Raw genomic sequence first — 26,620 nt, forward strand, 5'->3', positions numbered from 1 at the left:
CGCAGGGCACCGGTGAGGGCGTCGGCGACCCGGTTGTCGTCCTCGACGAGAAGTATCCGCACACGGCCTCCCGGTTACTGAAATCCGGCGGGCCCCGGGGCCCGGCGGCAGGGGTGCCGAGGGAGCGCACAGGTCACAGCCGTTGCGATGAGCGTAGAAGTGACGGCCGTCACCGAACCCTAAACCTACGAACGTCGGCGCGGAGCCCAGGTGTGGCAGTCTTCCCGGCCGCAGCAGGACATCGCCTGGCCAGAATCCGGAAGTCTCCGCCCGTCCGGACTGTGCGGGTACCGCAGCCCGCCACCGGGCCGCTCACCTGGTCCGTCAGGGACCGGGGCCGGCGCGACGGGACCTGCTCCTGTTCAGCGGCAAGGACACCAAGAAGGGCGGCGAAGCGGAAACACAACGAGCCCGCCGAGCCGGACCGGAAGGCTGCTCGAGTCGCAGCCGTTCACAAGCTCGGCTACATGACCGAGCAGTTCCTCCAGACCGCGGCCAGGGCCACGGGAATCTGTGGGACATCGCCGCAGCCCTGCGGCCCACGGGGGAAACCGTCACTGGCGACGTAGCTCCAGTTCCCTGCGGACGTACTGCGGAAGTACTTCGTGGCACCGCCCTCGTCCTGCATGCTCACAAGTTCCTCGTACGTGGCACCAGGGGTGGACTCGAAACGGGTGGCGGCGTAGCGGACGCCGCCGCACTGGCCGTAGAAGAACTGCCCCGGCACCGGCTGGATATGGGCGAAGCGGGGAAAGCTGCGCTGGTATGCCGCCGTCACAGCGGCCTTCACCGCGTTGGGGGCGGTCAGGTTGTGGCAGCTGGAGCGGTCTGCGGAGGCAGCGGTTCCGGCGGGAGTGGGGGACATCGTCGCCCCGGCCGGGGCGGCAGAGGTGCGCGATGGCGTGGGCGTGGTGCCGGCAGATGCCGAGGGCGTGGTGTCGGCAGGGACGTGCGAAGAGGCGCCTGCCGAGGCAGAGGCATTCACGGAAGGCGACGTGGAGGGGGCCCCCGATCCGGCGTGCGAGCCTGACGAATCCTCGCAACCTGTCAGCACCAGGATGCCGCCCATCACCGCCATCACCGACACACCTCTGAGATCGAGCATGGCGAGTCCTCTTCTCCACAGATGAAGCCTCTGCCACGACCTGCGGCAGAGAGTGCGACCGCCGGGCGTCCGGCCACCACCCCGTTCCTGGACACGCTGGGCAGCTCTGGGGTTGCAGGAGATAGGGGCATACGATGGTCTCAATTCCGTATACGCGCCCTGGTCCACCTGTCGGCGACGCCGGGCACAGCATCGACTGGCACACCACCATCGGCTCCACCTCGATCCGCGCCTACCAGCACGCTGCCGGGGCCCTGAAGTCCCCGCCATCGACACCGTCCGATGCATCAAGAGAAGCCCCACAAAGGCCGGTTCAGGTACGCACGCACCTGGATATCGAGACGGATCCAGATTGTGAGAATGTGGCCCTTGGGTGAAGAGCGCATCGGCTCATGGTGAGGCGCGGGCACTGGTGGAGCGGGGGTAGTCGTGGGGTTGGCCATGTGCCCGTTGTGCAGCGACGACGAGGACATCGAGTTGGTGCGCACCCTCGATGACGGACGTCGGGTCGTCAAGCACCGGTGCGGTTACGAATGGGAGCACCGGCAGCCCACGCCCCCGACGAAAAGGCCGTCCCATTCCTTCAGCGACCTCAAGGCTCGTTTCCCGAAAGCCGAGGACGTCGAGCCCCAGTGGCTGGAACGGGCGGCTCGGCTCAAGTCGCAGTACCTTGCCACCAAGCCGGACTTCGACATTCACGTAGCGGCCTACTGGGCGAAGTACCAGAGGATCTTCTCCCCCGACGGGTTGCGGACGTGCCACCCGAGAGTGCTCAAGGACTTCGCCAACTCCGACGTCGGCGCCCGCCCCGGCAACCAGGCCACCTTCAACTCCGCGTGGAACGACATGGGCGACGCCGCTGCCGGGAAGGCGACCCGCGAGACGATCGCGTACCTCCTGTACGGACCTGATGACGTACCGCTCGAAGACCGGATGCAGCATCTGCTGGACGGCACCAAGCCGTTCGCCATGACCGGCTTCAAGGAAGCACTCCTCACGAGGGTTCTCTGCGTCATGCAGTCCGACCGGTTCCTGTCGATCCTCAAGTACACGACGGAGGCGGGCGGCAAGCGCGAGATCGCGCGGATGGTCTACGGACTGGAGCTGCCGGCGCCCGAGTCGGTGAACTGGACTCTCGGGCGGCTGATCCTGTGGAGCAACGACCTCCTCCACACGCTGGCCGGGGATGGCTTCGCCAACCAACAGCACTCCGCCGCGTTCCTATGGTGGGCAAAGGATCAACCCGGCGGGTTCCATTAGGCGAGACTCCGTCGGACGCCGCTGCGAACGGCCTGCCGAGGTTCCATGGGGCAACCCGCTTCGTGAGCACGGCCGGTCATGGGCCTCGCCCCGTCTCCTCAAGGACACTGAGGGGATGAGGAACCAACCCCTGCCGGCGCTGGTCCGGTTTGGGGGCAGGTCACGTTCGCGGGCGACCCGGCCGAAAACGCGGTCCTGGCCACCGGCAGGCTCTGCTTCGGCAGGATGTACCGCTCCGCGGCCTCGACCGGCCGGTGCCTCTCCGTCACCTGCGGCATGGGCGAACACCCCTTCCGTCATTCGCACTCCCGGCGGCGTGGTTCCCCGCCTGACAGTGTGACCGTCAGCGCCCGTACGCTCCCGCCATGAAGTCCGTCATCACGGCCATCGAAGCGGCATCGCCCGACAACGACCGCACGTGCAGCATGCACACTTCGCCGAGCCCCAACTGCAGCGGTCTGGTCGTGGCCGTCGTGACGTTCGACGACGCCGGGAGCAAGAACAATCACTGGAACGTGTGCCACTGGTGGGTCACCAACAACCCTGACGCAGTCGCCTTCCAACAACACCGGTAACCCGAAGCATGGGAGACAACTGTCCAGAGACTCAGCAGGCTCCGCAGACCTCTGGGTAGGGTCGTCGGCCGAGGAGACTGGACCGCATGTCCTCACTGTTCTCACGCCCCGCTGTCACGCCCGTCGAGCTGTCGGAACCGCCCGTCCTGGAGAGCTGGGACGCGACCGCACACCCGAGCCAGCAGCGTCTGCGCGGCTACCTGGACTCCGTCGCGGCCCTGTTCGGCCCCATCCTCGCCGAGGACACCACCCACCTGGCCTTGGCGCTCGATGTCGGCCTCGCCGACCACGTGGCGCTGACTCGCGGCGGCCACGACCTCGACAACTACCTGTTTCCCCTGGCACGCAGATTCGGGGCCGGGCGATTCGACGCCGTCTTCGCCCGCAAGCGCCATGACGCCTCCTCCACGATCGCCGTCGGACCGGCCCTGCGGCAGGGGCCGGACCGTGCCGCAGGGCCGCCCCTACTGTCCGTGCGCACCAGCGTGTCCGCCACCTCGGCCGCGTGGAAAGAAGCCATCCACCAGGCATGCCGGGCGGCGCACCCGGAACCGGCTCCGGAGGGGCCGCTGCAGGTCCAGCTCTGCTTCCGGGTGTCCGCCGGACGCAACTGGTCAACACTCTGGAAGCCGGCGATCGATGCATTGGGGCCGCTGCTCGGCATGCCGGATCCGGACCGTCCCTTCCGGCCCAGCGATGATCGAATCGTCGATCTCGCCCTGCATCGCAACGTCGATGACTCGCTGGGCCACGATGTCGTGATCGCCGTTTGGTGCAACCGCGTCACGCCATCCATCGCTCAGGTCGGGCAGGGTGAAGAGACCAACATGCACACCAGTGGTGGAAGCACACGCTCCAACTGATCCATTTCTTCGAGGAAGAAGATTGGTTTGTACTCCTCATCGTTGTGATCTTCCCGCTCACGGGGTCCTGGTGAGCTCACGGCAGGGCCTGGGCAAAGTGACGGGTTGTCTGGTTCGCCCGATTACAGGTGTTTTGCTTCGCACTCGGGCGGGAGGAATTTGCGCGAACGATGCGCCCCGTCCGGTAGGCGGAGAGCTTGGGCCTGGTCCGGGAGCGGCATGCGGGTGCGGACGTACTCCCTCGTCTGCGACGACACCTCGGGGCTGCAACACTGGGAGGCGAAGGAGTCGATGGGCGCGTCGGCCTGGTCACACCCCTTACCGCCGGTGGCGTAGCGGCCGCCGGCGCTCAGGGCGCCACCCCTCCCGCGCCCGAAGAGATGGGCCGTGCTGCCGTCGAGCTCGTTGCCCTGCATGAACACCGCGTGACCCGCCCCGGCTTGACCGGCCCCGCGGAGTTACCGCCGGGTCCATGGCCGAGGCGACGGTCACCGTCGCGACCGCCGCCGCCATGGGCCGGCGAACGGCAGTCCGGGATTGCTTCTCTGCGGGGCAGGGCTCCCGCGGCACAGCCCGAAGCGGCATTCCGGCCTTCCCGGCTGTCGATTCAGGTCAGCCGCGACCGTGGCTGCACGACCATGTCCGAAACCGATACCGACAGTACCGATGGTCGACCTGAGCGGTAATGACCTGCCAGCAGGCGAAGGCGCCGGGCTCATGCCACTCCACAGTCACCCTGCACCAGCGACTGGACGGCCCTCGCCGACACGAGCCGCTGACGTTCTTCGCCGACACGACCTGTTGGCCGAGTTTGCCCTCAGCTGCTCCTCAGAAAAGCCTCAGAGTTCCACCAAGCGGTGGCCTGGCGGCAGGCCCGACCATCGGAACACACGCGCTGCGACGGTCCTGGCAAACCGTTTCGCGCGGGCCGGCGCCGCCGGTCCGACAGGACACCGCTGACCGAGCCGGCAAGGTCCTGACAGACGTGACGGAATCCTGCCGGAAGACCCACAGGGGGACAACCAGATGATCACTCAACGCTACGGCGACCTGGAGATCGGATACACCACCCAATGGAACGGCTTGTTCCATGCCGGAATCGCTTCCCGGACCGGGAAATGGCGCACACTGGGAAGCCTCTACGGGGGCTTCGTCGTGTCGATTCGGCAGGGCAAGTACGGCGAGTTCGTGGTCGGGGACCGCTCTGCCGGCCAGGACCTGCTCAAGCCGCCCGCCGGCTTCCAGTTGGTGGGGCGTATCCCCACCCTCCCCGGCTTCCTTGACACCGTGGTGTGGCGTCCTGTCCCGCCGCCGGGTACGTGGCTCCGGGAGACGTGGCGACGGCGGTCGCCGCCGGGCAGATGGAGAAGCCCGGCACCTCCGCCCTGGGCATCGTGTGCGTGGAGAAGGAGCACAACGGACGCCCCTACGTACGCCGCGCGGAACTCGGACGCCTTCCCCTTCGGACGATCGACAACGGGAAGGGCCTCTGGGCCATCACGCCCCCGCTGTATCCGTTCGACGACACCGAGGAGCACCTGTTCCTGCCCGCCGGTACGTTCAGCTGCGGCCCCAACACGCCTGGTCACCAACGCGAACCTGAGGCTGAACGCCGGCGACTCCGGTTCCTACGTGGGCCGCACCTCCCCGGAGACCGCCCGCGGCAAGGTGTCCGTCGTCCGCAAGGTCTCCGACGAGGAGATCAAGGCCGCGGAGGAACTGGGTATCGACCCCCGAGATCCTGGCCGACGTCACCGAGATCACGCAGTAACCCCGCCCGGCGGCCGAGGGGGCACACCGGCCGACGCCCTGCCGGTGTGCCCCCTCGGCCGCCGCGTGGTGGAGGAGCGCGGGGCCACGCGGGCATCCTGATCGTCTTCGGCGCCGGTATCCGTCCCCGGCTCGCCAGCTGTTCGGCCTGGATCGGCTACCACGGCGAACTCCCTGTCATCGAGGGCAGGTTGATCCGGCTGAAGCCTGCGGATTCGGCCCGGAACGCACGTTCCGGATGGCCGAGCAGACACCGGGGCCCCGACGATACGTACTCCGAGGGGGCGGACCGCTGGGTGTGTGGCTGGTCGTCACCGTCCCACATCCACCTGCGGCCGGGCCGCCCACTCGTCGCAGATTCCGCGGCCCCTCGGATCGGCCCGTGGACCCCAGCCGGCTCACCCCGGCCCGGGTCCGCGCGGGTTCGGAAACCTCCGTCTGTACATGCCACCGAACCCGCACGACCAGGCCCCGGCAGACCGTTCGGCTCCCCAACCAGTGGTCGCCCGGACAGCGACCAGCGGCTGTTCCGACCGATGCAGCAGACCAAGAAGCGGAGATTCAATGATCTACAAGAGCAAGTACCCGGAAGTCGCCGTCGTCGATCGCCCCGTCCATGAATGGGTGCTCGGCGAGGCCGCACGACGCGCAACGCGGCCGGCCATGGTGGACGTGTCCAGCGGACGGACACTCACCTACGGGGAGTTGGCCGCGCTGGTCCGCCAACTGGCGGCGGGCCTTGCCGTCGAGGGCATCGGCAAGGGGGACGTGGTCGCGCTGCACTCGCCGAACACGATCCTGTTCCCCGTGGTCCTCTATGCCACCACCACGGCGGGCGGGACGGTGACCACGCTGTCGCCGCCGGCCACGCCGGCTGAGATCGCCAAGCAGTTGATCGACGCCGAGGCACGGCTGATGGTGAGTGTGTCCGCGCTGATCGAGAGCGCGCGGGCCGCGGTCGAACTGGTCCGGCGGCAGACCGGCCGGGACATCGAGATCCTGGTCTGTGACACGGCGGACGGTCACCGTTCGGTGCTGGGGTTGCTGAGGGACGGCGACGTGCCGGCGTTCGAGCTCGATCCGGCCGTGGATGTCGCCGTACTGCCGTATTCGAGCGGCACGACGGGTGTGCCCAAGGGCGTGATGCTGACCCACCGCAACCTGTGCACCAATCTCGAACAGATGAACGGTCTGCATCGGATAGACGAGAACGACCGCGTCATCGCGATCCTGCCCTTCTTCCACATCTTCGGGCTGACCGCGCTGGTCAACAACGCGCTGCACCGTGGTGCGACCGTGTACGTGCACTCCCGGTTCGACCTCGACGCGTTCCTGACCAGCCTGGAGCGCGACCGGATCACCCACGCCTACGTCGCCCCGCCGGTGATGCTGGTGCTGGCCAAGCACCCCGCGGTCGGAAACCTGGACCTGTCGCATCTGCGCCGCGTCATCTGCGCCGCGGCGCCACTCGACGCCGGACTGCAAGCGGCGGTGGCCGACCGGCTGGGCGTGGAGATCGGGCAGGCGTACGGAATGACCGAACTGTCCCCCGCCTCGCATCTCCATGCCGACGGCAACCTCGACGAGCCCGTCGCGTGCGTAGGGCACCTGCTCCCGTCGACTCGGGCGCGCCTGGTCGACCCGGTCACCGGGCTGGACGTGGCGGCAGGCCAACCGGGCGAAGTGTGGATCCAGGGACCGCAGGTGATGAAGGGCTACTTCGGCCGCCCGGAGGACACCGACGCGACGGTCGACGCCGACGGATGGCTGCACACCGGCGACATCGGTCGGGTCGACGAGAACGGGAACTGGTTCATCGTCGACCGGGTCAAGGAACTCATCAAGTACAAGGGCTACCAGGTGGCACCGGCCGAACTCGAAGCGATCCTGCTCAGCCACCCCCACATCGCCGACGCGGCGGTGATCGGCGTCAACGACGAGGAGAACAACGAGGTACCCAAGGCGTTCGTGGTGCTGGCGCCCGGTGCGTCGATCACCGCCGACGAGGTGATGGCCCACGTCGGGGGCCAGGTCGCCCCGTACAAGAAGATCCGCCGGGTCGAGTTCATCGAGGCGGTACCGAAGGCGGCCTCCGGCAAGATCCTGCGGCGGCAGCTGCGGGAGGGCGAGCCGGCGCGTCCCTGACTGGTGACCGCACCTGCCCGCGCCATGCGGAGAGCCTCCGCGGAACAAGTCCGGCGGGGATGCGGGCCCTTGGCCAGAAGGTGGCTCCTGCGCCCGGGGCGCGTTGACGAGTCGTCGCGGCCCCCGGCAGCTGGGTTCCTGGATTCCCGGCCGCCGGCCGAGTCGACCGCACCGGCACACTGATCTGCTGGCAGTGCCTGATCAACTCGGCCGAGCAACCATCGTGATCGGACGTTCGACGCCCGCAGAATCGAACAAACGCTATACAGTCGGAGTTGTGGGCGGCGCGGTTTACTCTTTCGGGCAGTACGAGTTGGACACGGATCGCCGTCGGCTCAGCCGTGACGGGCAGCCGGTCCCTACCGAACCTCAAGCCGTGGATCTGCTCTGCCACCTCGTCGAGCACCGCGACCGCGTTGTGCCCAAGGAGGAGCTTCTCCACACGGTGGGGCGCGGACGCCCGGTCGGCGAGGCCGCGCTCACCACCTGGCTACGCACCGCCCGCCTCGCGATCGGTGACAACGCCACGCGACAGCAGTTCATTCGCACGGTGCGCGAGCGCGGCTATCAGTTCGTCGCGCGCGCGACGGTGGTCTCCACCACTCTGCCCACCGTCCCCGCCGTTACGGCAGCGGCAGAGGCGGACCACGAGGTCATCCGGTTCTGCCGGTCCGCCGACGGCACCCGCATCGCCTACGCCACCACCGGCGAAGGCCCGCCGTTGGTGAAGACCGCCAACTGGCTGACCCACCTCGACCTCGACCGGACCACCCCGATGTGGGCGCACTGGTTCGACGGTCTCACCCGCGGCCGGCAGCTCATCCGCTACGACGAGCGGGGCTGCGGCCTCTCCGAATGGACCGTGCCCAGCTTCACCCTCGACGACCTGGTCGACGACCTCGACTCCGTGGTCGATGCCGCCGGCCTCGACCGCTTCCCCCTGCTCGGGGTGTCACAGGGCGGCGCGGTGGCGGTCGCCTACGCCGCGCGCCGTCCCGAGCGGGTCAGCCGGCTGGTCCTCACCGCGGCCTACGCCCGGGGACGGCAGATCCGAGCCGCCGACGACGCCGAGCGCGATGCCGCTCAGGTCGACCTGAACATCGCCCGCGCCGGATGGCGCTCCCATGACAGCAGTTTCCTGCGCTTCTTCGCCTCCCAGTTCCTCGCCGACGCCACACCCGCGGAATGGGACGCGTTCGCCGCCTACCAACGCCAGACGACCTCGCCTGCCAACGGTCTCCGCTTCCTGGAAGAGTTCACCCGCATCGACGTCTCCGGCATCGCCCACCAGGTGACCTGCCCCACGCTGATCATCCACTCCCGCGACGACGCGCGAGTCCCCGTCGCACAGGCCCTGGAACTGGCCACTCTCATCCCCGACAGCCGGCTGATCCTCCTCGAAAGCCGCAACCACCTGTTCACCGCCGCCGACCCGGCCTGGCCCACCTTCCTCTCCCACCTCGACAACTTCCTCTCCGAGTAGCCGGCAGACAGGACGCGTCCGACGACGGGAGGGTGCGCACCGGTCCCCGAACCGGTTGCGAGTGCATGTGCGCCAACAACCGATACCCGCTCCGGTAAGTGGAGTTCGCGCCCCGCAGGCGTGGGCGGCGGCGCGGTCGGTGGAGCGGCCGGCGCTTGGATTTCGCCAGTCGTACTCCGCGATCGTGCTCGACAGCCGGGAGAGGTACCACGGCGGCGCCGCGCGCAGGGGACGAGGCGAAGCCGAAGCCTTTCTGGAAAAGACGCTCAGGGGCATCAACGGGCTGGTGCACCAACCGTCTGCGACTGCCGGGGGCACCCATCGCGCCGCCTGCGGTAACGTCCCTGCCCGTGTGGAAGACTGGCGCGTCCTTGAGATCGCGCGCTGACGGATGGCGCGAAGGGCCGCCCGGCTTCCGGACGGCCCTTCAACAAGATCTTCAGTAGTCTTCTGGCAGGGCTCCCTCACGTCGGAAGGCCGTTCCGTCATGGTTGTCGACGGTCTTGCCGGGTCCGTGAGCCCGCGGACCTGCACGAATGGTTCGGGAAGAGCGCGTGTGACGCGGTCATCGTTCGCGCAGGTCACGGTTTGACGGAGCTCGGTCCGGCTAGCCGATGACGATGTCGCAGTCGGCCGTCCCGCGGGCGGCGATGGTGGCGAAGTCCGCCTGGATGAAGGGGTCGTACGCCTCCGCGGTGAGGGTGCGGGTCGACTTGCGGGGCACCCACTTCGTGCCGGTCGAGTGCCTGACGTCCGCCGCGTCCCACGACAGGTCGCAGATCCAGTGGACGTTGCGGCCCGCGGGGCGCGGGTTGGTCGCCTTCGCGTCGATCTTCCAGTTGCCGTCCGCGTGCACGGTGAACGTGATGTCGCCCCGCACGTCGTGGCTGCTGTCGCTCGTCTTGAACTGGACCGACTGGCCGTCCGACGCGACGTGCTTGGTGGTGGCGTTGGCGTGCGCGGGAATCGTTCCCAGCAGCAGGGAGCCCAGCCCGGCCCCCGTCGCGATCAGCAGCGCCAGCCCCCGCCGAGTCCGGATCTGGCCGGACGTCCTGGTGTTGTCGAGTCGCATGGTGTGTCCTTCTCTCTCGTGTCTCGCGTCTGAGGTGAAGGCCGGGCTGGGGTGCGATGTCCGTACGACTGCTCCTCGGCCCGGCACCGTTCAAGCATCGGGCCCGCCACCAGGCCAGGACTTGGTGGAGGTCTGAGGCTTCCCTGAGGGGGCTCTGAGGGCGCCGCCCTCAGAGCCGGCGGGCCGGATCGGCGAAGCGGTTCCCGTCCAAGGCGTTCAGGTGGTCGATCCGGGTCGGCTCGGGCCGGTCGCCGTGGTCATCGCGGCCGGCGGAGCTGGTGGCGTGCTCGTGCCCGGCCTGGTGGTGTGTGGGCTGCCGTTGATTGATGAACCGGGCCACGCCGACGGCTGTACGGCTGCGCACGTCGATGCCGGTGCGCGCCCACACACCGTCGTCTGTCGGCGTACACGCGAACGTCGCCGACATCGCCTCCCGTTCACTCCGGCCCCACGCCGGAAGCGCTGACCACTCCCGAGCTCGGCCTCGTGATCGCTTCACGATGGCTTTCGGGCCCGCCACGGGCCGGCTTCCGGCCGCCCTCAGCTCCCCCTCAGGAAAGCCTCAGATTTCCACCAAGTCCTGGCCGGTGACGGGCCCGATGATCGAACGGGCCCGGGGCCACCTTGGCCCGGGTTCGAGCCAGAGGGGTGAGAGATGAGGGAGCGTAACGGCACCACCGCCATAGTCATCGGAGCGGGCATGGCGGGTCTGGTGATCGCACGGGTCCTGAGTGACCATGTCGACCGGGTGACGGTACTGGAACGGGACCGCCTGCCACAGGACGCGGTCACGCGCAGGAGCGTTCCCCAGGGACGTCACGCCCATGTACTGCTGGCCCGCGGCCAGCGACTGCTGGACGGCTGGTTCCCGGGTCTCGTCGACGAACTGGTGCAGGCAGGTGCGGTCCCTCTCGACGCCAAGGACCTGGTGTGGCACCAGGCGGGCGCCTACCGGGTACGGACCGACCTCGGCTTTCTCGCGATGTCGATGAGCCGGCCCCTGCTGGAGAGCACGGTCCGCGAGCGGCTCTTGCGGCAACGGTCCAACGTGTCCCTCACCGACGAGGCCGCGGTGGACCGCTTGATCCTGGAGGGCGACCGCGTGGCCGGTGTCCGGGTCGACGGAACCGAGCACCGGGCCGACCTCGTGGTCGACTGCTCCGGCCGCAACACCCGTTTCCTCGACCAGCTGGCCAAAGCGGGATTCCCGGCACCCGAGGTCTCGGCCGTCCGCGTCGACACGGCCTACGGGACCCGGATCGTGCGGCGGCGACCGGACGATCTCGACGGCACCCTCGCCCTCGTGGTCGACGACCCGACCCGCGGCCACCGCATGGGCACGATGGTGCCGGTGGAGGGCGACCGGTGGATCATCACCGTGGGCTCGTTCCACGGTGATGTGCCCCCGACCGAGCCGGACGAGTACGAGGACTTCGCCCGCTCCCTGCCGTCGCCCGTGATCGCCGACGTCCTCGCCCGGGCCGATGCCTTCACGCCGGTCCTGAGCCATCGGATGCCCACCAGCCGGCGCCGCCGCGTGGAGCGGCTGGAGCGGACCCCGCCGGGGTTCGTGGTGCTGGGGGATGCCATCTGCAGCCTCAACCCCGTCCACTGGCAGGGAATGTCGTCGGCGGCCCTGCAGGCCCGGGCCCTGGGCCAGGCCGTCGAACGCCACGGCCCCGCCTCACCCGCCCTGGCGGGTGACTTCTACCGGCGGGCCGCCAAGGTGGTCGACGTGCCGTGGAAGATCGCAGCAGGGGCCGACTTCGCCGACCCGCGCACCAGCGGGCCCGAGCCGACCGGCACCGACCTCGTCAACCGCTACCTCGACAAGGTGCTCCGGGCCTGTCACACCTCCATCCCGGTGGCCCGCCAGACTCTACGGGTGCAGAACCTGCTGGCTCGACCGGAGTCACTGATGACCCCGGCCATGGTCCTCCGGGTGCTGCTGGCCGCCCGCCGCTCCCCAGCGGGGGTCGAAATGCCCGCCGCGCCCTCGGCCCGCAGGCGGCCTACGGCCTGACCCGGACCCGGACCCGGACCCGGACCCGGCAGCCGGCCGCTTGTCGGCCGCTGAGGTCACTCGGCCAGGAAGGCGTCGATGTGGGACAGGAACTCGTCCCAGGCCGGCTCGAACGCGGTGAGCAGGTGATTACGGCTCTTGAGCAGGACCAGCCGGCTGTCGGGAATGAGAGCGGCCAGCTCACTGGCCTGCGAGGCCGGCACCCGCCCGTCGTCACGTGAATGAATGATCAACGTCGGACACTCCACCCGGTGAGCGATGTCGGACACGTCGATCCGGGCGAACTCCTCCAGGAAGCGAACCCCGTTGGCCGGCGAGGTCGTCCGCCGCTGGAAGTCGCTGAACTCCTCCCAGTCCCCCGGCGTGCCCTCGGGCAGGAACTGGGAGGCGAAGACCCGCAGGAAGCTGGGGTCCTGGTGGATCCACCCCACCCGGGCCAGATCCAGGTCGAGGTCCGCCTCCTCGCGCTCGGTCTCGTCCTGCGCTCGCACCTGCCGTCCTCGGGCGTACGCCCCGGCGAGGATCAGCCGGCTGACCCGCTCGGGACGGCGCGCGGCATAGGCGACCGCCACCGCACCACCCTGGGACACCCCGAGCAGAGGGAAGCGATCGAGCCCCGCGGCCTCGACCACGCTCTCGAGGTCGTCGACCCAGTCGTCGAACGTGAAGCTGGGCACCGCCCAGTCCGAGAGGCCGCAACCCCGCTCGTCGTAGCGGATGAGTTGGCGGTTGCGGGCGAGACCGCCCAGCCAGTGCGACCACACCGGGCTCATCCACTCGAGGTCGAGATGGGTCAGCCAGTTGGCCGCCTTGAGCAACGGCGGGCCCGAGCCGACAGTGGCATAGGCGATGCGGGTACCGTCGTCGGCCCGGCAGAACCGGATGGTCTGACGTCCCGTGCCATCCGACCCACCCACTGTTGTCGCCTCAATGCCGGATCCCAGATCGGACCCGGCGGGCGGACCGGCCTCGACCACCGTCACCGGGGCCACGAACTGATATCCCCGCCGGTGCACCGTGCGGATCAGTCGCTGCTCGCTGCCGGTGTCGCCCACGGCCAACCGCACGGTCCGCAGCGCCGTGGTGAGGGCCCCCTCGCTGACAAAGCGGTCACCCCACACCTCGTCCAGCAGCTCGTTCTTCGACACCACCCGGTCCCGGCGCTCGACCAGGTGGCACAGCAGGTCCAGGGCCCGGGGCTCGACGTGGACCGGCTCGCCGGCCCGGCGGAGCTGATGACGAGCCGTGTCCAGCTCGTACTCCCCAAAGCGATATGTGTCCCCCTCCACCTTCGCAGCGTACAACTCCCTTCTGGTGGCGTACACATGAGCGATCCGCAGGCGTGTCGACACCCGGCCGGCAGGCGCTTCAGCCAGCTCGGCATCGCCCACCGGTGGGCTCCGCGAGAAGCGCATGAAGCGCCAGGCGAAGCTGATGCCGATGGTGCTGATCGACCGCCTGGCCACCACCATCAAGTCCCTGCACGACAAGCGCCTGATCGCCACTGTGCACTACTACGGCTACTGGCCCTTCAGCGTGAACATCGCGGACTCGACCCGATACGACGCCACGTCACGGAAGGACATGGCCAAGGCGTTCAAACTCATGCAGCGGCGCAACGCCGCAAGTCATATCTAAATGCCCACCCAGAGTGCGGTTCGTGAGGTGGTGTCCGTTTTCTTGGGCAGCCGACTTCTTCGGTCACGCCGGCTGATCCCGCAACCTCGAACGCCGCTCCGACGGCTGGCACCCCCGAGCCGACCGCGCCACGATGCTCGCCGTGATCGAGGAGTTGGCCGAAACCGCGTACAACCCTCAGTGGGTCACCCCCCCTTGACCCACCCTGGCCGTACGCGACCAGGACCGACCTCGCCGTCGTCGAGGACGCAGGCCACGGCGTACACCTGGCCCAGCCTCATCGCCCGCACGCGGCGATGGCCGAATTCCTCAACTCCCCTACAAGCGGCGGTAGTTGATCCACGGCGATGTGATCCACGTCACTGGCGAGACCTGCGGGAAGTGGTCCGCGAAGCCCCCGTAAGCCTGGCATGCTCATGCACGGCTACTGGGGGGTAACCTGCTTGTGCGCACTGTCCCGAGGACAGCTGTGTCGTCGCGGCACACCCTCCACCGCCAGATGTCATCACTCTCTCTGGCATCGATGACAGAGAGACCTGTGTCATCTCGCTTTGGCAGCTCCCGGTCATTTCTCGTCCCTTTCATCCCTCCTGAAGCGCACCCCCTGTCACCGTTCCCGAGGACTCACGCGTGCACAAGCTCAGAAGACATGCCCTGGTTTCGGCCCTGTCGGCAATCACCGTCGCGACCCTGCTGACCACCGGCTGCTCCGCCACCAACTCCCCTTCCACCGCCGACAAGGCGGTCGCCACGACGGCCGAGACCCCCGAGACCGGGGCGGCCGAGGAACAACTCGCCGTCGTGTCCGCCCCGGACGGCGATGCCACCCCCACCGCCGTGGCCGACGCGAACGCGGTCGACCAGGGCAAGGCCAAGAAGTCCGCGCTCAAGGTCGCGTCGTACGACAGGAAGAGCGGCCGGGCGGTCATCTCCGCACCGTCGTCCGCCTCGGACGCCGAACCGTCGGCGCCCCCGTCGGAGACGGCCTCCGAGGACCCGGGCACGGAGTCCGACGCGACCCCGGACGCGAACTCCGGCGCTTCGCGGGACGCGGACACCTCGCAGGACTCCGGCACGAAGCCGAAGGCCGCCGTCGCCGTCGGCGACGTCATAGCCAGCGCCCCGGCCCCCGGCGCCCCCGACGGCGTACTCGCCAAGGTCACGGAGGTCGTCGAGACGGCGGCCGACGGCGGTACCACGGTCGAGACGGAGCCGGCCGAACTCAACTCGGTCCTGGGTGAGAGCGAGGCGGACGGCACGGTCCCCGTCGACCCGTCCACCATGGAGGTCGACCCGCTCGTCCAGGGCGTGAAGGTCTCCTGGGCGAAGACCGGCGACCTCACCTTCGGCCCCGAGGGTGCGAAGCTCCCACTGGGCAGCCTGCGTATCGACGTGGGCGCCTCGGTGGAGACCGCGCCGGGCGCCTCCGCCTCGGCCGCCGCGTCCGTCGAGGGCTTCGTCCAGCTCGCCCCCGAGGTCGCCTTCTCATACGACGGTTCCGGATCCGGCTCGGGCTCCTCGCCCGGCGGCGCGTTCCTGGGCCTGACCGGCGACTGGGCCTCCCAGTGGTCCCTGAAGGGCCGCGCGGCCGGCTCGACCAACGGCAAGCCGATCCGTATTCCCTTCGCCGAACTGCACGCCGACCCCGTGATCCAGGTCGGCCCGGTCCCGATCGTCGTCAACCTGGACCTCGTCTGCTACTTCCAGGTGGACGCCGACGGCCGCGTGACGGTCGACGTCGAACAGGACCTCAAGGGCGACTTCAAGGTCGGTGGCAACTTCACCTGGGCCAAGGGCTGGCAAGGCGTGAGCGAGTCCCACATGACCGGTGAGCCGCTGAAGACGACGGTCACCGCCGCCGGCGACGTCAAGGCCGCGATGGGAGCCGAGGCGACGATCGGCCTCTACGGCACGGTCGGCGTCACGGCCGACGTCGCCCCGTACCTCCGCGCCGAGGCCGACGCGTCGGCTGAGGGCTCTGCGGACGGCACCGGCTCGGGCTCCGGCTCCTGGGCCCTGTACGGCGGCATCGACCTCACCGGAACCCTCAACCTCCAACTCTCCATCTTCGGCACGCCGATCTTCCAGACGAAGATCCCGCTCGGCGCGGTACACGAGGAGTGGCTGCTGACGAAGGGCGAGGCGAGAACGTAGGTGATCGCGTCCGTGCCCTGCCGGACGTCCTGATTGCCCGCAGGCCCTGCCCCGCCTCCAAGTGGGCAGGGCCTGCGGCGTCCGGCCGACCGGTGGCGCGTCCGAAGCGGCTGCGCCGCCGTCTCGGCCTTCCGGAGCAGCGCAGACGGTGACCGTGGAGCCGCCCCCGCTGTTGGGATCAGGTGATCACGCCACCTGGCATCCAGGCGCAAGGTCAGCGTCGTGTTCGGGGCGTGTCGGGGGCGCCGGTCTGGGCCTCCGGCGGGATGGTGTCGGGGCAGGGCGGCAGACGGACGGTGAAGCAGGCGCCGCCTTCGGGGGCGGGCCCATGGGCGGTGATCGTGCCGCCGAGCCGGGTGGTCAGGCGATGGGCTATGGCCAGGCCGAGGCCGCTGCCGACGGCCCGGATGCCGCTGTAGCGGTCAGTGAGGGCGCCGCGCTCGAAGGCGATGGCCATGTCCTCCTCGGTGAGGCCGGGACCGCCGTCGCGGACCTCCAACCGGGCTCCGGGGTCGTCCTGGTACAGGGCCAGTACGAGGGGGCGGCCCGCCGGGGTGACACGCAGGGCGTTCTCGGCGAGGCCGTCGATGAGCTGGCGTACCCGGAAGCCGTCGGTGGTGACCGGCAGGGGGTGCCGTGGGCGTTCGAGGCGGAAGTCGACGTCGTGGCGGGCGCAGCGGGCCGACCAGGCGGTCGCGGCCTCGGCGACCAGTGCGTTCAGGTCGACCTCGGTGTTGTCCAGCCGGAAGTCGTCGGCTTCGAGGCGGGCCAGGGCCAGCAGATCGCCCACGAACCGCTCCAGCCGCCGGATCTCGGAGCGCAGGATGTGACCGGCCTCGGGAACCTCGTCTCCCGTGATCACCTCGTCGGCCAGTGCCTCGGCGTATCCGCGTGCGGCGGTCAGCGGGGTGCGGATCTCGTGGGAGACGGACATCAGGAAGTCCCGCTGCCGGTTCTCGCTGTGGGCCAGCGCCGAGTCGAGGGAGTTGAGCGCGGCGGCCAGTTCGGCCACTTCGGCGGGTCCCTCCGTGGGGACGCGGAGTCCCCGCTCGCCCTCGGACAGCCGGTGGGCGGTGGCGGCTGCCGAGGTGAGCGGTCTGGCCAGACGCCTGGCCAGTAGCGCACCGGCCACGGCCGAGCCGGTCAGTCCCAGAGTGAGAGGGAGCACCAGGCCGCCGCGCATCCGGTCGGTGGCCTCGTCGACGGAACTCATCGGCTGCGCGAGGACCAGGCCGCCGCCGTCGCGTGCTGGAACCCCCTCGACCAGCACCTCATGACCGTCGAGGGTCGCGGTCGTGGACAGGCCGTCGCCCGCGAGCAGCGTCCGGCGCGCGTCGGTGCCCACGACCGCCGCGGCCGGACCATCCACCTTGCCGGAGGGCCGGACGAGGGCGAGCGCGGTGCCGCTCGGGCCGGCGATCCGCTGCTCGCGGCCCAGCCGCACGGAGGCCAGGGGAGGCGTTCGGGCCAGGATCTCGGCCTGACGGGAGAGCTGTTCGCGTCCCTGGGCCTCGGCGTTCGTACGGATCATCCGCCAGGCGAACAGCCCGGTGAGTACAACGGCCACCGCTGCCACAGAGGTGGTGAGCAGGACCAGGTTCACGCCCAGGGAGCCGTGGCGGCGTGCGGTGGTCATCGGCCGGTGTCGCTGACGCCGTACCCGACCCCGCGGACGGTACGGATCGGGCTGGCGTCGCCGAGCTTGGCCCGCAGCTGCGAGACGTAGACGTCCATCACGCGGGTGTCTCGGTAGCCCGCGTAGCCCCAGACCTGCGCGAGCAGCTGTTCTCGGGAGAACACCTGCTCGGGATGGCCCATCAGATAGGCGAGCAGGTTGAACTCGGTGGTCGTCAGCTCCACCGGGTCGTTGTCCACCTGCAGGGTGCGCCGACCGGTGTCGAGGGTGAGCCGCCCCAGCCTGCACACCGGGTTGCGCTGCGGGCCCTGGGCGCGGCGCAACAGGCTCTTGACGCGGGCGACGAGTTCATGGGGGGCAAAGGGCTTGGTGAGGTAGTCGTCGGCGCCGAGTTCCAGGCCGAGGATGCGGTCGGTCACCTCGTCGCGGGCGGTCACGAACACGACGGGGGTCCAGTCGCCCTCCTCACGCAGCCGACGGCAGACCTGGATGCCGTCCATGCCGGGCAGGGTGATGTCCAGCACGATCGCCACCGGGCGCATCCTGCGGGCGGCGGCCAGGGCGCCGTCGCCGTCGGTCTCGACGTGGACACCGAAACCCTCCCGGGCCAGGTAGCGGCGCTCCAGGTCGGCGATGTGCCGCTCGTCCTCGACGACCAGGACGAGCCCCCTGCTCTCAGGTCCTCTGCTCTCCGGGCCCGTGTTCTCCGGCATGTGCTTCTCTCCTCGCACCCCGGGGACGCGGGGGCCGTCCCGGGGCACCGGGGATGCCACCGATGCTACCGAGGGCCGCAGCGGCGGAGCACGCCCGCCGCCGATCCTTACAGCGCCCGAACATTCGCCGAACCTTCCGCTCGTACGCCGTCGGCAGGCTGGGGCCGAAATCCATGGAGGAACGGGAGGACCTCGTGAACAGCATCGCCACCGCCGTATCCCGCCGGACCCGGATGACCACGCTGGCCATCGCGACCGCCGCCGCAACGACTGCGCTGGTGTGGGCGGCGTCCTCGGGATCGACCAGCGCCACCTCGGCCACTGTGGACACCTCCACGGTCCTACTCGCCGGCGCGGATCCTCTCGCCCTTGCCGACGCCCAGCCGCGCCCCTTGCCCGGTTGGCTGCCGATGGAGCTGCGGGCCGACCTGCGACAACTGCGCACCATGGAGCCGCGGCAGCGGGGTGAGGCAGCGGAACGCATCTGGCGGGACGCGCTGGCCGGTGATTATGGCGCCCGGGTGCAGTTCCGGGCCGTCGAGGCCCAGCAGCGCTTCCAGACGTTGCCTGAGGAACTGCGCGACGACCTCAAGCAGTTGCGCGGACTTGAGGGCGACGCACTGCGGGACGCGCGCCATGAGATCCGCGACAAGGCGCTGGAAGGCGAGTACGGCGCCGAGGTCGAGCGCTGGTCCGAACGCCGGTCCGAGACGAGGAAGCAGGACGGAGCGTGACGCCGCAGCATCTTGGGGCAGGGTGGGTGGAACAGGGGCGTGCTTGCCTCCGCCGTGCTGCTCGCCGTGCTCGTCCCGGCGCGGGCCGTCGCCGCCAAAACCGACCCGCTGCGCCCAGCAGTAGGGACTGGAGCTGAGCGGCCTGGCCGCCGCGGACCAGACCGGGGCACAAGGGGGACGACGCGGTCGTCGCGGTGATCGACACCGGTGTCGACCTCGAGCACCCCGACCTCGTCGGCCGCCTGGTCCCCGGCCGGGACTTCGTCGACGGCAAGGCGCGGCCCGACGACGGCAACGGCCACGGCACCCACGTCGCCGGGATCATCGCCGCCACCTCCAGCAAGGGCCTGGGCAACGGCGGGGCTCCAAGCCGCCGCCAACCCGGCCCATCCTGGCCTTCCAGCCATACCGACCGAACCAGCACAAACTCAGCAACCGGAAACGCCGCCCGGATTCAACCATCGGGCGGAAACGCCCTGACCTGCACAAACACTGCGCCGCATCGCGCGAACCCAGAACTTGAACGTTCCGCCGCAACACACGACTCCGGGCAGCGAATCGCCCCCTGACTTGCGAAAACGCAGACCAGGGGGCATTCGAGGTGAAACTAAACGTTGAAGCGGAACTCCACCACATCCGCGTCATACAGCAACAACCATGACCAGCACGACCGAGAACGTGTCCACTGACGTCCCTCCGACAGGAAATCAGGCGGAGGTGACCGGCAATACGTCCGGCGACAACGCCCCTGCATGGGCAGCGGCGCTCGTCATCCGCCTGCGGTGATGACGTCGGCACAGCACCTCATACCCCACCTCCGCCGCCGAGCCGGCCACATCCCCCACCACCACCTGCTCGCCCTCGACCACCATCTCCCCAGCCAGCGTGCGCGCGTTATGGGTGGCTCGTGCACCGCACCAACACATCGCCTCGACCTGCAACGTCTCCACGCGGTCTGCAAGTTCGATCAAACGCTGCGAGCCGGGGAAGAGCTTGGTGCGGAAGTCCGTGGTGATGCCGAACGCGAAGACGTCCAAGTCGAGGTCGTCCACGATCCGGGCCAACTGGTCGATCTGCACCGGCGCGAGGAACTGCGCTTCATCCACGATCACGTAATCGACCTTGGCACCGTGCGACATCTGCTCCACCAGGTACCCGTACAGGTCCATGCCCGGAGCCGCCTCAACCGCGTCCGTGACCAAGCCCAAACGCGACGACAACTTACCCTCGCCGGCACGGTCATCCCGCGTGAAGATCACACCCTGCAGACCCCTCGCCGAACGGTTGTGCCCAATTTGAAGCGCCAAAGTCGACTTCCCACAGTCCATCGTCCCGGAGAAGAACACCAGCTCGGGCATGGCGAGTTGAACACCTTTCGGCGGAGGGCAGTTCAGGGGCGACTCGGGCGGCCGACGATCAGGAGCGTACTTCGAGCAGCGGGACCAGCTGCTCGGCGGGGGTCAGCGAACCGTGGTTGCCGAGCATCGACGACTCCTTCGGCTCCCGCTGTGAGGCGATGAGGAGGACGTCGTCGCGGGCCGCCGCGACCACGTCGCCGATACGGGCGTACACCCGCTCCTCGATCCGGTCGGGCCGCCCGAACCAGCCCGCAGCGATCGCCTCGTCCCGGGACGCCACCCAGAACTGCTCGCCGAGCACCTCACGCCAGCAGGTCAGGACGTCCGATTCGGCGCCGGGGACGGCGTACACATGCCGGGCGCGGCCCTCGCCGCCGAGCAGGGCGACGCCGGCGCGCAGCTCCCAGTCCTCGTCGAAGTCGATGCGATGCAGCTCGTCGAAGGGAATGTCGATCATGCCGTGGTCTGCGGTGATGTACAGGGCCGTGCGGGGCGGCAGTTGCTCGGCCAGGCGCTGGACCAAGCGGTCCACGTACATGAGCTGTCCGCGCCAGGGGTCCGAGTCGACGCCGAAGCGGTGGCCCTTGCCGTCCACCTCGGCGTAGTACGTATAGACCAACGAGCGGTCGCCGGCGGCCAGTTGCTCGGCGGCGAGGTCCATGCGCTCCTCGCCGGAGAGGCGCCCGTGGAATGTTCCGCCGCTCAGCGCGATCTTCGTCAGGGGCGTGTTCTGGAAGGTCGGCGAGGAGACCTGTGCGGTGTGCACGCCTGCCGCGTCGGCGAGCTGGAAGACGGTGGGGTACGGCTGCCAGACGTCCGGCGGTGTCCACGGGTTCCAGCGGAGCTGGTTCATCAGCTCGCCGGTCTCCGGATTGCGCACGGTGTAGCCGGGCAGGCCGTGGACGCCCGGCGGCAGCCCCGTACCGACCGTGGCGAGTGAGGTGGCGGTGGTCGCGGGGTAGGCGGCGGTGATCGGCCGGCCGGTGCCACCGCGGGAGCTGCCCAGGAGGGAGCTCATGAAGGGGGCCTCGTCGGGGTGCGCCTTCAGCTGCTCCCAGCCGAGGCCGTCGATCAGGAAGACGCAGTTCCGGTCGGCCGGAGTCAGGCCCGTGAGCGTGGCGGTCTGACTCGGTACGCCCATGCCCGCGGCGAGCGTGGGCAGCAGATCGGCAAGCGAACCGGAGCCGTACTCCGGCACGGGTGCGGACTCGACGGTGAGGGGTTCCGGGTGGTCCCAGAGGGGCTGCGCCATTACGGGGTGACGTCCGCGGTCGCCTCGGAGAGCGACTGGGCGAAGGCGAGCGTCTGACGCACGGCGTCCGGGCCGTCCCCGGCCTCGCTGACGCGCAGGCTGAGGTCGTCCGCCGTCGAGCTGCCCGTATAGCCGTGGTCCGCCTCGCAGTTGGGGTCCCCGCAGGCGGCCGGCTCCAGGTCGAGGCGGGAGACCGCGCCCCAGCCGATGGTGAGAACGACCTCTCGGGGCAGTGTCCCGGGCACGTACTTCTCCGGGTTGGCGACGACCCGGCTGAGAACGACCGACGAGATCCGGCCAAGCTTCACGGACTCGGTGGACGTCGTCGCGTACGGCGTCGGCGACGTACTGTCAGCGGCCTGCTCGTCGGTGTGGCTCACGATGAAGCGGTTGTCGGTGAGGACGAGCACCGTCACATGCCGACGCACCTCGTTGGCGTCGAACGTCGTCTCCTGGTGGACCAGAAACGACCGGATGGCCTCGCCGCCGACAGCGGCCTCCACCGCCTCGGCCACGAGGGCCGGGTAGTAGCCGCTGCGCTCGATCGCCGCTCGCAGCCCCTGGGTCGATGTACTGGTCTTGGCCATGGCGCCCATCCTACGGGGGCGCACTGACTGCGAGGGACCGATCAGTACACAGGAAGTGTGCGCGGACCGAGGTCGCCACGGGCGGGCGGGGGCGCGAGCCGCACGGAGGCACCGAGCGCCGACAGCCCGCGCGGGGCGACGACCACGGGCTCCAGGGTGACGGAGACGACCTCCGGGTGGTCGTCCACAAGGCGCGACAGGCGCAACAGCAGCTCCTCCAGCGCCGCCGTGTCCGCCGGTGCCGAGCCCCGCCAGCCGAAGAGGAGCGGTGCCGTCCGGATTGATCGGACCAGCGAGGCCGCATCCCGGTCGGTGACCGGAATCAACCTGTGCGCGGTGTCGCCGAGCAGCTCCGAGGCGGCTCCGGCGAGCCCGAACGAGAGCACCGCTCCGGCCGCCGGGTCGATCACGGCGCGGACGACGGTGTCGACGCCGCGGGGCGCCATGCTCTGCACCACCGGGCGCAGTTCGGCGGGCTTCCCGAAGAGTTCGGTCAATTCGGCGTACGCCCGCCGCAGTTGCTCCTCGTCCGCCAGATCCAGTCGTACGCCGCCCAGATCGGCGCGGTGCCGCAGGTGCGGGGCGGTGGCCTTCAGCGCCACGGGGTAGCCGGAGCGCTCGGCCGCCGCGACGGCTTCGTCGGGCGTCGGGGCGGGCAGGGCACGGCGTACGTCGATGCCATACCGGCCGAGCAGCGTGCAGGTGTCGTCGAGGCCGAGCATGAGCCCGGCCGGGTCGCCCTTCGCCAGCAGAGCGTCGATCTGCTCGGCGGCCCCCTTCTCGTCGATGTCCTCGAACTCGGGCACCCGGCCGGGCTCGGCGGCGTCCCGGCGCCACTGCCCGTACCTGACGGCTTCGGCGAGGGCGCGGACGGCACGTTCGGCCGCGGGGTAGGCGGGGATGAGACGGGATTCGTCCGCGGGGGCCTGTGCCGCTGGGCGTTCGACGGGCGGCGGCACCTGGGGCTCGACGGCATGGGGCGCGGTGCTGGCGGCGGCGGAGAGCGCTTCGGCAAGCCCGCCGAGCTCCACATGGACCACGAGCACCGGCTTCGCCGGGGACGCCGCCGCGGCCGAGCGGAGCGCCTCGGCGAGGGGTGCGTCGGCCGCGGACGTCTCACCGACCGCTGGTATGGCCGTGACCACGACGGCGTCACAGGCGTCATCGGCCAGCGCATGTGAGAGCGCCGCATGGAAATCATCCGCGGATGCCGCCGTGGTCAGATCCAGCGGCGGCAACGGCCGAAGTCCTTCGGCGAGACAGGCGTCGTAGGTGAGCAGCCCCAGCGACTCGGAGTTTCCGAGGATCGCCACACGGGGCCCGGCGGGCAGGGGCTGGCGTGCCAGCAACAGGCCGGCGTCGACGAGCTCGGTGATCGTGTCCACCCGGATGACCCCGGCCTGCCGCAGCAGCGCGGAGACGGTCGCGTGCGGCAGCCGTGTGGCCCGTACGGCATGTCCCGGAGGTGCGGCCCCGCCGTGCCGCGCGCCCTGGACGACGACGAGCGGCTTGGCCGCGGCGGTCCGCCGCGCGAGGCGCGTGAACTTCCGTGGGTTGCCGATGGATTCGAGGTACATGAGCGCGACATCGGTGTCGGGGTCGTCGTACCAGTACTGCAGTACGTCGTTGCCGGACACGTCCGCGCGGTTGCCCGAGGAGATGAACGTCGACACTCCCGTCACGCCCGTGACGCCCCCGCCGCGCCGCTGCAGCCGGGACAGCAGCGCGATCCCGATGGCACCGGACTGCGCGAACAGACCGATGCGTCCGGCCCGCGGCATCTCGGGCGCGAGCGAGGCGTTGAGCCGTACATCCGGTGCGGTGTTGATGACCCCGAAGGCGTTGGGTCCGATGATGCGCATGCCGTACGCGCGCGCGTGACGCACGAGTTCACGCTGGCGCTCCCGCCCTTCGGGGCCGCTGTCGGCGTACCCCGCGGAGATCACGACGAGCCCCTGCACGCCGTGCTCACCGCAGTCGGCGACGGCCTGGGGGACGTGCTCGGCCGGGACGGCGACCACGGCGAGATCGACGGGGCCGGGGATGTCGCGGACCGAGCGGTACGCCGCGACCCCGCCGAGCTCCTTCTCCTGCAGGGCCCTGTTCACCGCGTACAGACGTCCGCTGAACCCGGCCCCGCGGAGGTTGTCGAGGACGCTGCGCCCCACTCCCCCGGGTGCGCGGCCCGCCCCGATGACGGCGACCGAACCAGGCGTGAGGAGCCGGGCCACGGACCGCGCCTCGGCCCGCTGCTCCCGGGCCCACTGCACCGCGCGTGAACGGTCGGTGGGCTCCAGGTCGAACTCCAGGCGCACGACGCCGTCTTCGAAGCTGCGCTGCTGCTGGTAGCCGGCGTCCGTGAACACCTTGATCATCTTGCTGTTGGCGGGCAGCACCTCGGCGGCGAACCGGCGGATGCCGCGCTCTCGGGCCACCGCGGCGATGTGCTCCAGCAGCGCGGAGGCCACGCCGCGGCCCTGGTGGGCGTCCTGCACGAGGAAGGCGACCTCGGCCTCGTCGGCAGGAGCAGACGCGGACAGACCCTCGGCGTTGATGCGGTCGTAGCGTACGGTGGCGATGAACTCGCCGCCGACCGTGGCCGCGAGTCCCACCCGGTCCACAAAGTCGTGGTGCGTGAAGCGGTGGACATCCTTTGCGGACAGGCGCGGGTACGGCGCGAAGAAGCGGTAGTACTTCGACTCGTCGGACACCTGCTCGTAGAAGCTGACCAGGCGGTCGGCGTCGTCGGCCGTGATCGGCCGGATGCGCGCGGTGCCGCCGTCGCGCAGCACGACGTCGGCCTCCCAGTGGGCGGGATACTCGTGCCGGTCCGACGAGGTCTGCATGGGCCCCAGAGTACGGCTCGTGTCCGACAATGGCGCGAGCCCGTGCGGGTGCCCGACTCGGGCCCCCGCACGGGCTCCTGGCCTCCGACGGGCTCGACACCCTCTCGGGGACGCTTCACGGTATGGGATAGTGGTCTAGACAACCTGAGACACCTGAAGGGCAGCATCACATGGCTGAGCGCCGCGTCAACGTCGGCTGGGCCGAGGGCCTCCACGCCCGCCCCGCCTCCATCTTCGTCCGCGCGGCCACGGCCGCCGGCGTCCCCGTGACGATCGCCAAGGCGGACGGCAACCCCGTCAACGCCGCTTCCATGCTCGCGGTGCTCGGCCTGGGCGCCAAGGGCGGCGAGGAGATCGTCCTGGCCTCCGACGCCGAGGGCGCGGACGCCGCGCTCGACCGCCTGGCCAAGCTGGTCGCGGAGGGACTTGAGGAGCTGCCGGAAACCGTGTGAGACCCCTTTGCGCCTGAACCGGCGCGCTCTCGCGGACCTGGTTGCGCGCCGTCGGGGTTCCTCAATTGATGGTCGCTGCGGTCGTCGCATCAAAAACGCCGTCCCGCACATGCACCAAAAGGGCTCGCCCAAAATACCGGGCGGGCCCTTTACAATTCCAGATTACAGGCAGCAAAAATAATGCCCCGCGAATTACTCCCCTTTGTATACGGCGCCACTGTTAATGCCGCACGCTCGCCGTGTTTACGGGGTGTTGCGAAGTCCTCACACGCTCCACGCGATCACCGCGCTCGGGAAAGCGCAGCCGGTGCGCGGCCGTCGCCCGCTCGGTGTGCAGGGCCGTGATGGCCCGGGCCCGCTCGCTGTCGCCGCGCGCGACGGCGTCCACGATGCCGCCGTGCTCCGACCAGGACTCGGCGGGATGGGCCGGCGCCTCGACCGAGTACATCCAGGCGATCTTGTGCCGCAGCTGGGTGAGCATCGAGGTCAGCGCGGGGCTGCCGGAGGCCTGCGCGAGCGTCTCGTGGAACCAGCCGCCCAGCGAGCGCAGATCCTCGCCCTGGCCCCTCCTGGCCCGCTCCTGCCCCAGCCTGACGAGGCCTCGCAGCACCTTGAGGTGCGCCTCCGTCCGCCGCTGCGCGGCGCGCGCGGCGCCCAGCGGCTCCAGGAGCATGCGCATCTCCAGGAGGTCGGCGGCCTCCTGCTCGGTGGGTTCCGCGACGCACGCGCCCGCGTGGCGGCGCGTGACGACGAAGCCCTCCGCCTCCAGCGTGCGCAGCGCCTCCCGCACGGGGACCCGCGAGACGCCGTAGCGACGCGCGAGCAGTTCCTCGGTGAGCCGGCTGCCGCGTTCGTAGACACCCGCGACGATGTCGTCACGGATCGCCGTGCATACCGAGTGCGCGGGAATACGCATGACCGGACCTCCGCCTTAATCCCCGCGAAACGCGGTTG

Annotated in this window: 23 protein-coding genes and 1 pseudogene; 12 read left to right on the forward strand and 12 right to left on the reverse strand. The window is 69.9% G+C overall.

The genetic code is table 11. From position 1 onward, the window contains the following. Window positions 1-463 precede the first annotated feature (463 nt). The gene (locus ACFYO0_RS39705; protein WP_388686230.1) at window positions 464-865 is read right to left on the reverse strand and encodes a hypothetical protein; all 402 of its coding nucleotides are present in this window, start codon (window positions 863-865) and stop codon (window positions 464-466) included. Window positions 866-1,534: 669 nt separating this feature from the next. On the opposite strand from ACFYO0_RS39705, the gene ACFYO0_RS39710 reads away from it, so the two are divergent. The 3 genes from ACFYO0_RS39710 (at window position 1,535) to ACFYO0_RS39720 (ending at window position 3,803) form a co-directional block, all read left to right on the forward strand. Then, the gene (locus ACFYO0_RS39710; protein WP_388686231.1) at window positions 1,535-2,365 is read left to right on the forward strand and encodes a hypothetical protein; all 831 of its coding nucleotides are present in this window, start codon (window positions 1,535-1,537) and stop codon (window positions 2,363-2,365) included. Between the two features lie 365 nt (window positions 2,366-2,730). Beyond that, the gene (locus ACFYO0_RS39715; RefSeq protein ID WP_388686232.1) at window positions 2,731-2,940 is read left to right on the forward strand and encodes a hypothetical protein; all 210 of its coding nucleotides are present in this window, start codon (window positions 2,731-2,733) and stop codon (window positions 2,938-2,940) included. An 86-nt stretch (window positions 2,941-3,026) separates the two neighbouring features. After that, complete coding sequence (locus ACFYO0_RS39720; protein WP_388686233.1) at window positions 3,027-3,803, forward strand: hypothetical protein; 777 nt, start codon at window positions 3,027-3,029, stop codon at window positions 3,801-3,803. A gap of 122 nt (window positions 3,804-3,925) precedes the next feature. Here the strand turns inward: ACFYO0_RS39720 and ACFYO0_RS39725 are convergent, their stop codons facing one another. Beyond that, a complete protein-coding gene (locus ACFYO0_RS39725; protein ID WP_388686234.1) occupies window positions 3,926-4,219 on the reverse strand; it encodes a hypothetical protein in 294 nt (97 codons plus the stop codon). 1,216 nt (window positions 4,220-5,435) lie between these two features. Here ACFYO0_RS39725 and ACFYO0_RS39730 point away from each other — a divergent pair. From ACFYO0_RS39730 to ACFYO0_RS39740, 3 genes are all read left to right on the forward strand, one after another. Beyond that, window positions 5,436-5,675: a hypothetical protein gene (locus ACFYO0_RS39730; RefSeq protein WP_388686236.1), complete on the forward strand. Its 240-nt coding sequence runs from the start codon at window positions 5,436-5,438 to the stop codon at window positions 5,673-5,675. A gap of 462 nt (window positions 5,676-6,137) precedes the next feature. Beyond that, entirely contained in the window at window positions 6,138-7,718 is a 1,581-nt protein-coding gene (locus ACFYO0_RS39735) for an AMP-binding protein (protein ID WP_388686237.1), read from the forward strand. 376 nt (window positions 7,719-8,094) lie between these two features. After that, the gene (locus tag ACFYO0_RS39740; RefSeq protein WP_388686239.1) at window positions 8,095-9,201 is read left to right on the forward strand and encodes an alpha/beta fold hydrolase; all 1,107 of its coding nucleotides are present in this window, start codon (window positions 8,095-8,097) and stop codon (window positions 9,199-9,201) included. Between the two features lie 607 nt (window positions 9,202-9,808). Here ACFYO0_RS39740 and ACFYO0_RS39745 read toward each other — a convergent pair. Together ACFYO0_RS39745 and ACFYO0_RS39750 are read right to left on the reverse strand one after the other, a co-directional pair. After that, window positions 9,809-10,273, reverse strand: a complete 465-nt coding sequence (locus tag ACFYO0_RS39745; protein WP_388686241.1) for a hypothetical protein — start codon at window positions 10,271-10,273, stop codon at window positions 9,809-9,811. 169 nt (window positions 10,274-10,442) lie between these two features. Beyond that, window positions 10,443-10,700, reverse strand: coding sequence for a hypothetical protein (locus tag ACFYO0_RS39750; RefSeq protein ID WP_388686242.1), 258 nt, complete (start codon window positions 10,698-10,700; stop codon window positions 10,443-10,445). Between the two features lie 228 nt (window positions 10,701-10,928). On the opposite strand from ACFYO0_RS39750, the gene ACFYO0_RS39755 reads away from it, so the two are divergent. Then, window positions 10,929-12,296: an FAD-dependent monooxygenase gene (locus ACFYO0_RS39755; protein WP_388686244.1), complete on the forward strand. Its 1,368-nt coding sequence runs from the start codon at window positions 10,929-10,931 to the stop codon at window positions 12,294-12,296. Window positions 12,297-12,352: 56 nt separating this feature from the next. On the opposite strand, the gene ACFYO0_RS39760 is transcribed toward ACFYO0_RS39755, so the two are convergent. Continuing rightward, complete coding sequence (locus tag ACFYO0_RS39760) at window positions 12,353-13,585, reverse strand: alpha/beta fold hydrolase (RefSeq protein WP_388686246.1); 1,233 nt, start codon at window positions 13,583-13,585, stop codon at window positions 12,353-12,355. A 124-nt stretch (window positions 13,586-13,709) separates the two neighbouring features. Here ACFYO0_RS39760 and ACFYO0_RS39765 point away from each other — a divergent pair, with 124 nt between their 5' ends. Both ACFYO0_RS39765 and ACFYO0_RS39770 read left to right on the forward strand, forming a co-directional pair. After that, on the forward strand, window positions 13,710-13,934 hold the full coding sequence (locus tag ACFYO0_RS39765; protein ID WP_388686248.1) for a hypothetical protein: 225 nt from the start codon (window positions 13,710-13,712) through the stop codon (window positions 13,932-13,934). Window positions 13,935-14,564: 630 nt separating this feature from the next. Continuing rightward, the gene (locus tag ACFYO0_RS39770; protein WP_388686250.1) at window positions 14,565-16,088 is read left to right on the forward strand and encodes a hypothetical protein; all 1,524 of its coding nucleotides are present in this window, start codon (window positions 14,565-14,567) and stop codon (window positions 16,086-16,088) included. Between the two features lie 214 nt (window positions 16,089-16,302). Here ACFYO0_RS39770 and ACFYO0_RS39775 read toward each other — a convergent pair whose 3' ends face one another. Both ACFYO0_RS39775 and ACFYO0_RS39780 read right to left on the reverse strand, forming a co-directional pair. Continuing rightward, window positions 16,303-17,724, reverse strand: coding sequence for a sensor histidine kinase (locus ACFYO0_RS39775; RefSeq protein ID WP_388686251.1), 1,422 nt, complete (start codon window positions 17,722-17,724; stop codon window positions 16,303-16,305). Then, window positions 17,721-18,437: a response regulator transcription factor gene (locus ACFYO0_RS39780; RefSeq protein WP_388686253.1), complete on the reverse strand. Its 717-nt coding sequence runs from the start codon at window positions 18,435-18,437 to the stop codon at window positions 17,721-17,723. Before ACFYO0_RS39780 ends, ACFYO0_RS39775 begins: the two co-directional genes overlap by 4 nt. Window positions 18,438-18,631: 194 nt before the next feature. Here ACFYO0_RS39780 and ACFYO0_RS39785 point away from each other — a divergent pair, with 194 nt between their 5' ends. Beyond that, window positions 18,632-19,171, forward strand: a complete 540-nt coding sequence (locus ACFYO0_RS39785) for a hypothetical protein (RefSeq protein WP_388686254.1) — start codon at window positions 18,632-18,634, stop codon at window positions 19,169-19,171. 185 nt (window positions 19,172-19,356) lie between these two features. After that, window positions 19,357-19,740, forward strand: a pseudogene (locus ACFYO0_RS39790) (S8 family serine peptidase); the annotation flags it as partial. A gap of 138 nt (window positions 19,741-19,878) precedes the next feature. Here the strand turns inward: ACFYO0_RS39790 and ACFYO0_RS39795 are convergent. From ACFYO0_RS39795 to ACFYO0_RS39810, 4 genes are read right to left on the reverse strand one after another with little or no spacing between them, the layout of a single operon-like run. Further along, window positions 19,879-20,529 (reverse strand): thymidine kinase, encoded by a 651-nt coding sequence (locus ACFYO0_RS39795; RefSeq protein WP_388686255.1) that lies wholly within the window; start codon window positions 20,527-20,529, stop codon window positions 19,879-19,881. A gap of 58 nt (window positions 20,530-20,587) precedes the next feature. Beyond that, window positions 20,588-21,781, reverse strand: a complete 1,194-nt coding sequence (locus tag ACFYO0_RS39800) for an alkaline phosphatase family protein (protein WP_388686257.1) — start codon at window positions 21,779-21,781, stop codon at window positions 20,588-20,590. Further along, window positions 21,781-22,368, reverse strand: coding sequence for a DUF5998 family protein (locus tag ACFYO0_RS39805; RefSeq protein ID WP_165339181.1), 588 nt, complete (start codon window positions 22,366-22,368; stop codon window positions 21,781-21,783). Before ACFYO0_RS39805 ends, ACFYO0_RS39800 begins: the two co-directional genes overlap by 1 nt. A gap of 41 nt (window positions 22,369-22,409) precedes the next feature. Beyond that, window positions 22,410-25,214, reverse strand: coding sequence for a GNAT family N-acetyltransferase (locus ACFYO0_RS39810; protein ID WP_388686259.1), 2,805 nt, complete (start codon window positions 25,212-25,214; stop codon window positions 22,410-22,412). Window positions 25,215-25,384: 170 nt separating this feature from the next. Between ACFYO0_RS39810 and ACFYO0_RS39815 the strand changes: the two genes are divergently transcribed. Then, window positions 25,385-25,666: an HPr family phosphocarrier protein gene (locus ACFYO0_RS39815; RefSeq protein WP_189324765.1), complete on the forward strand. Its 282-nt coding sequence runs from the start codon at window positions 25,385-25,387 to the stop codon at window positions 25,664-25,666. 220 nt (window positions 25,667-25,886) lie between these two features. On the opposite strand, the gene ACFYO0_RS39820 is transcribed toward ACFYO0_RS39815, so the two are convergent. Beyond that, window positions 25,887-26,582 carry a GntR family transcriptional regulator gene (locus ACFYO0_RS39820; protein WP_388686260.1) on the reverse strand — a complete coding sequence of 232 codons (696 nt, stop codon included), beginning with the start codon at window positions 26,580-26,582 and terminating at the stop codon, window positions 25,887-25,889. Between the last annotated feature and the right edge of the window lie 38 nt (window positions 26,583-26,620).

It is taken from the genome of Streptomyces sp. NPDC006365, assembly GCF_042870755.1.
In the GTDB taxonomy this organism is placed as follows: Bacteria; Actinomycetota; Actinomycetes; order Streptomycetales; family Streptomycetaceae; genus Streptomyces; species Streptomyces xiangluensis.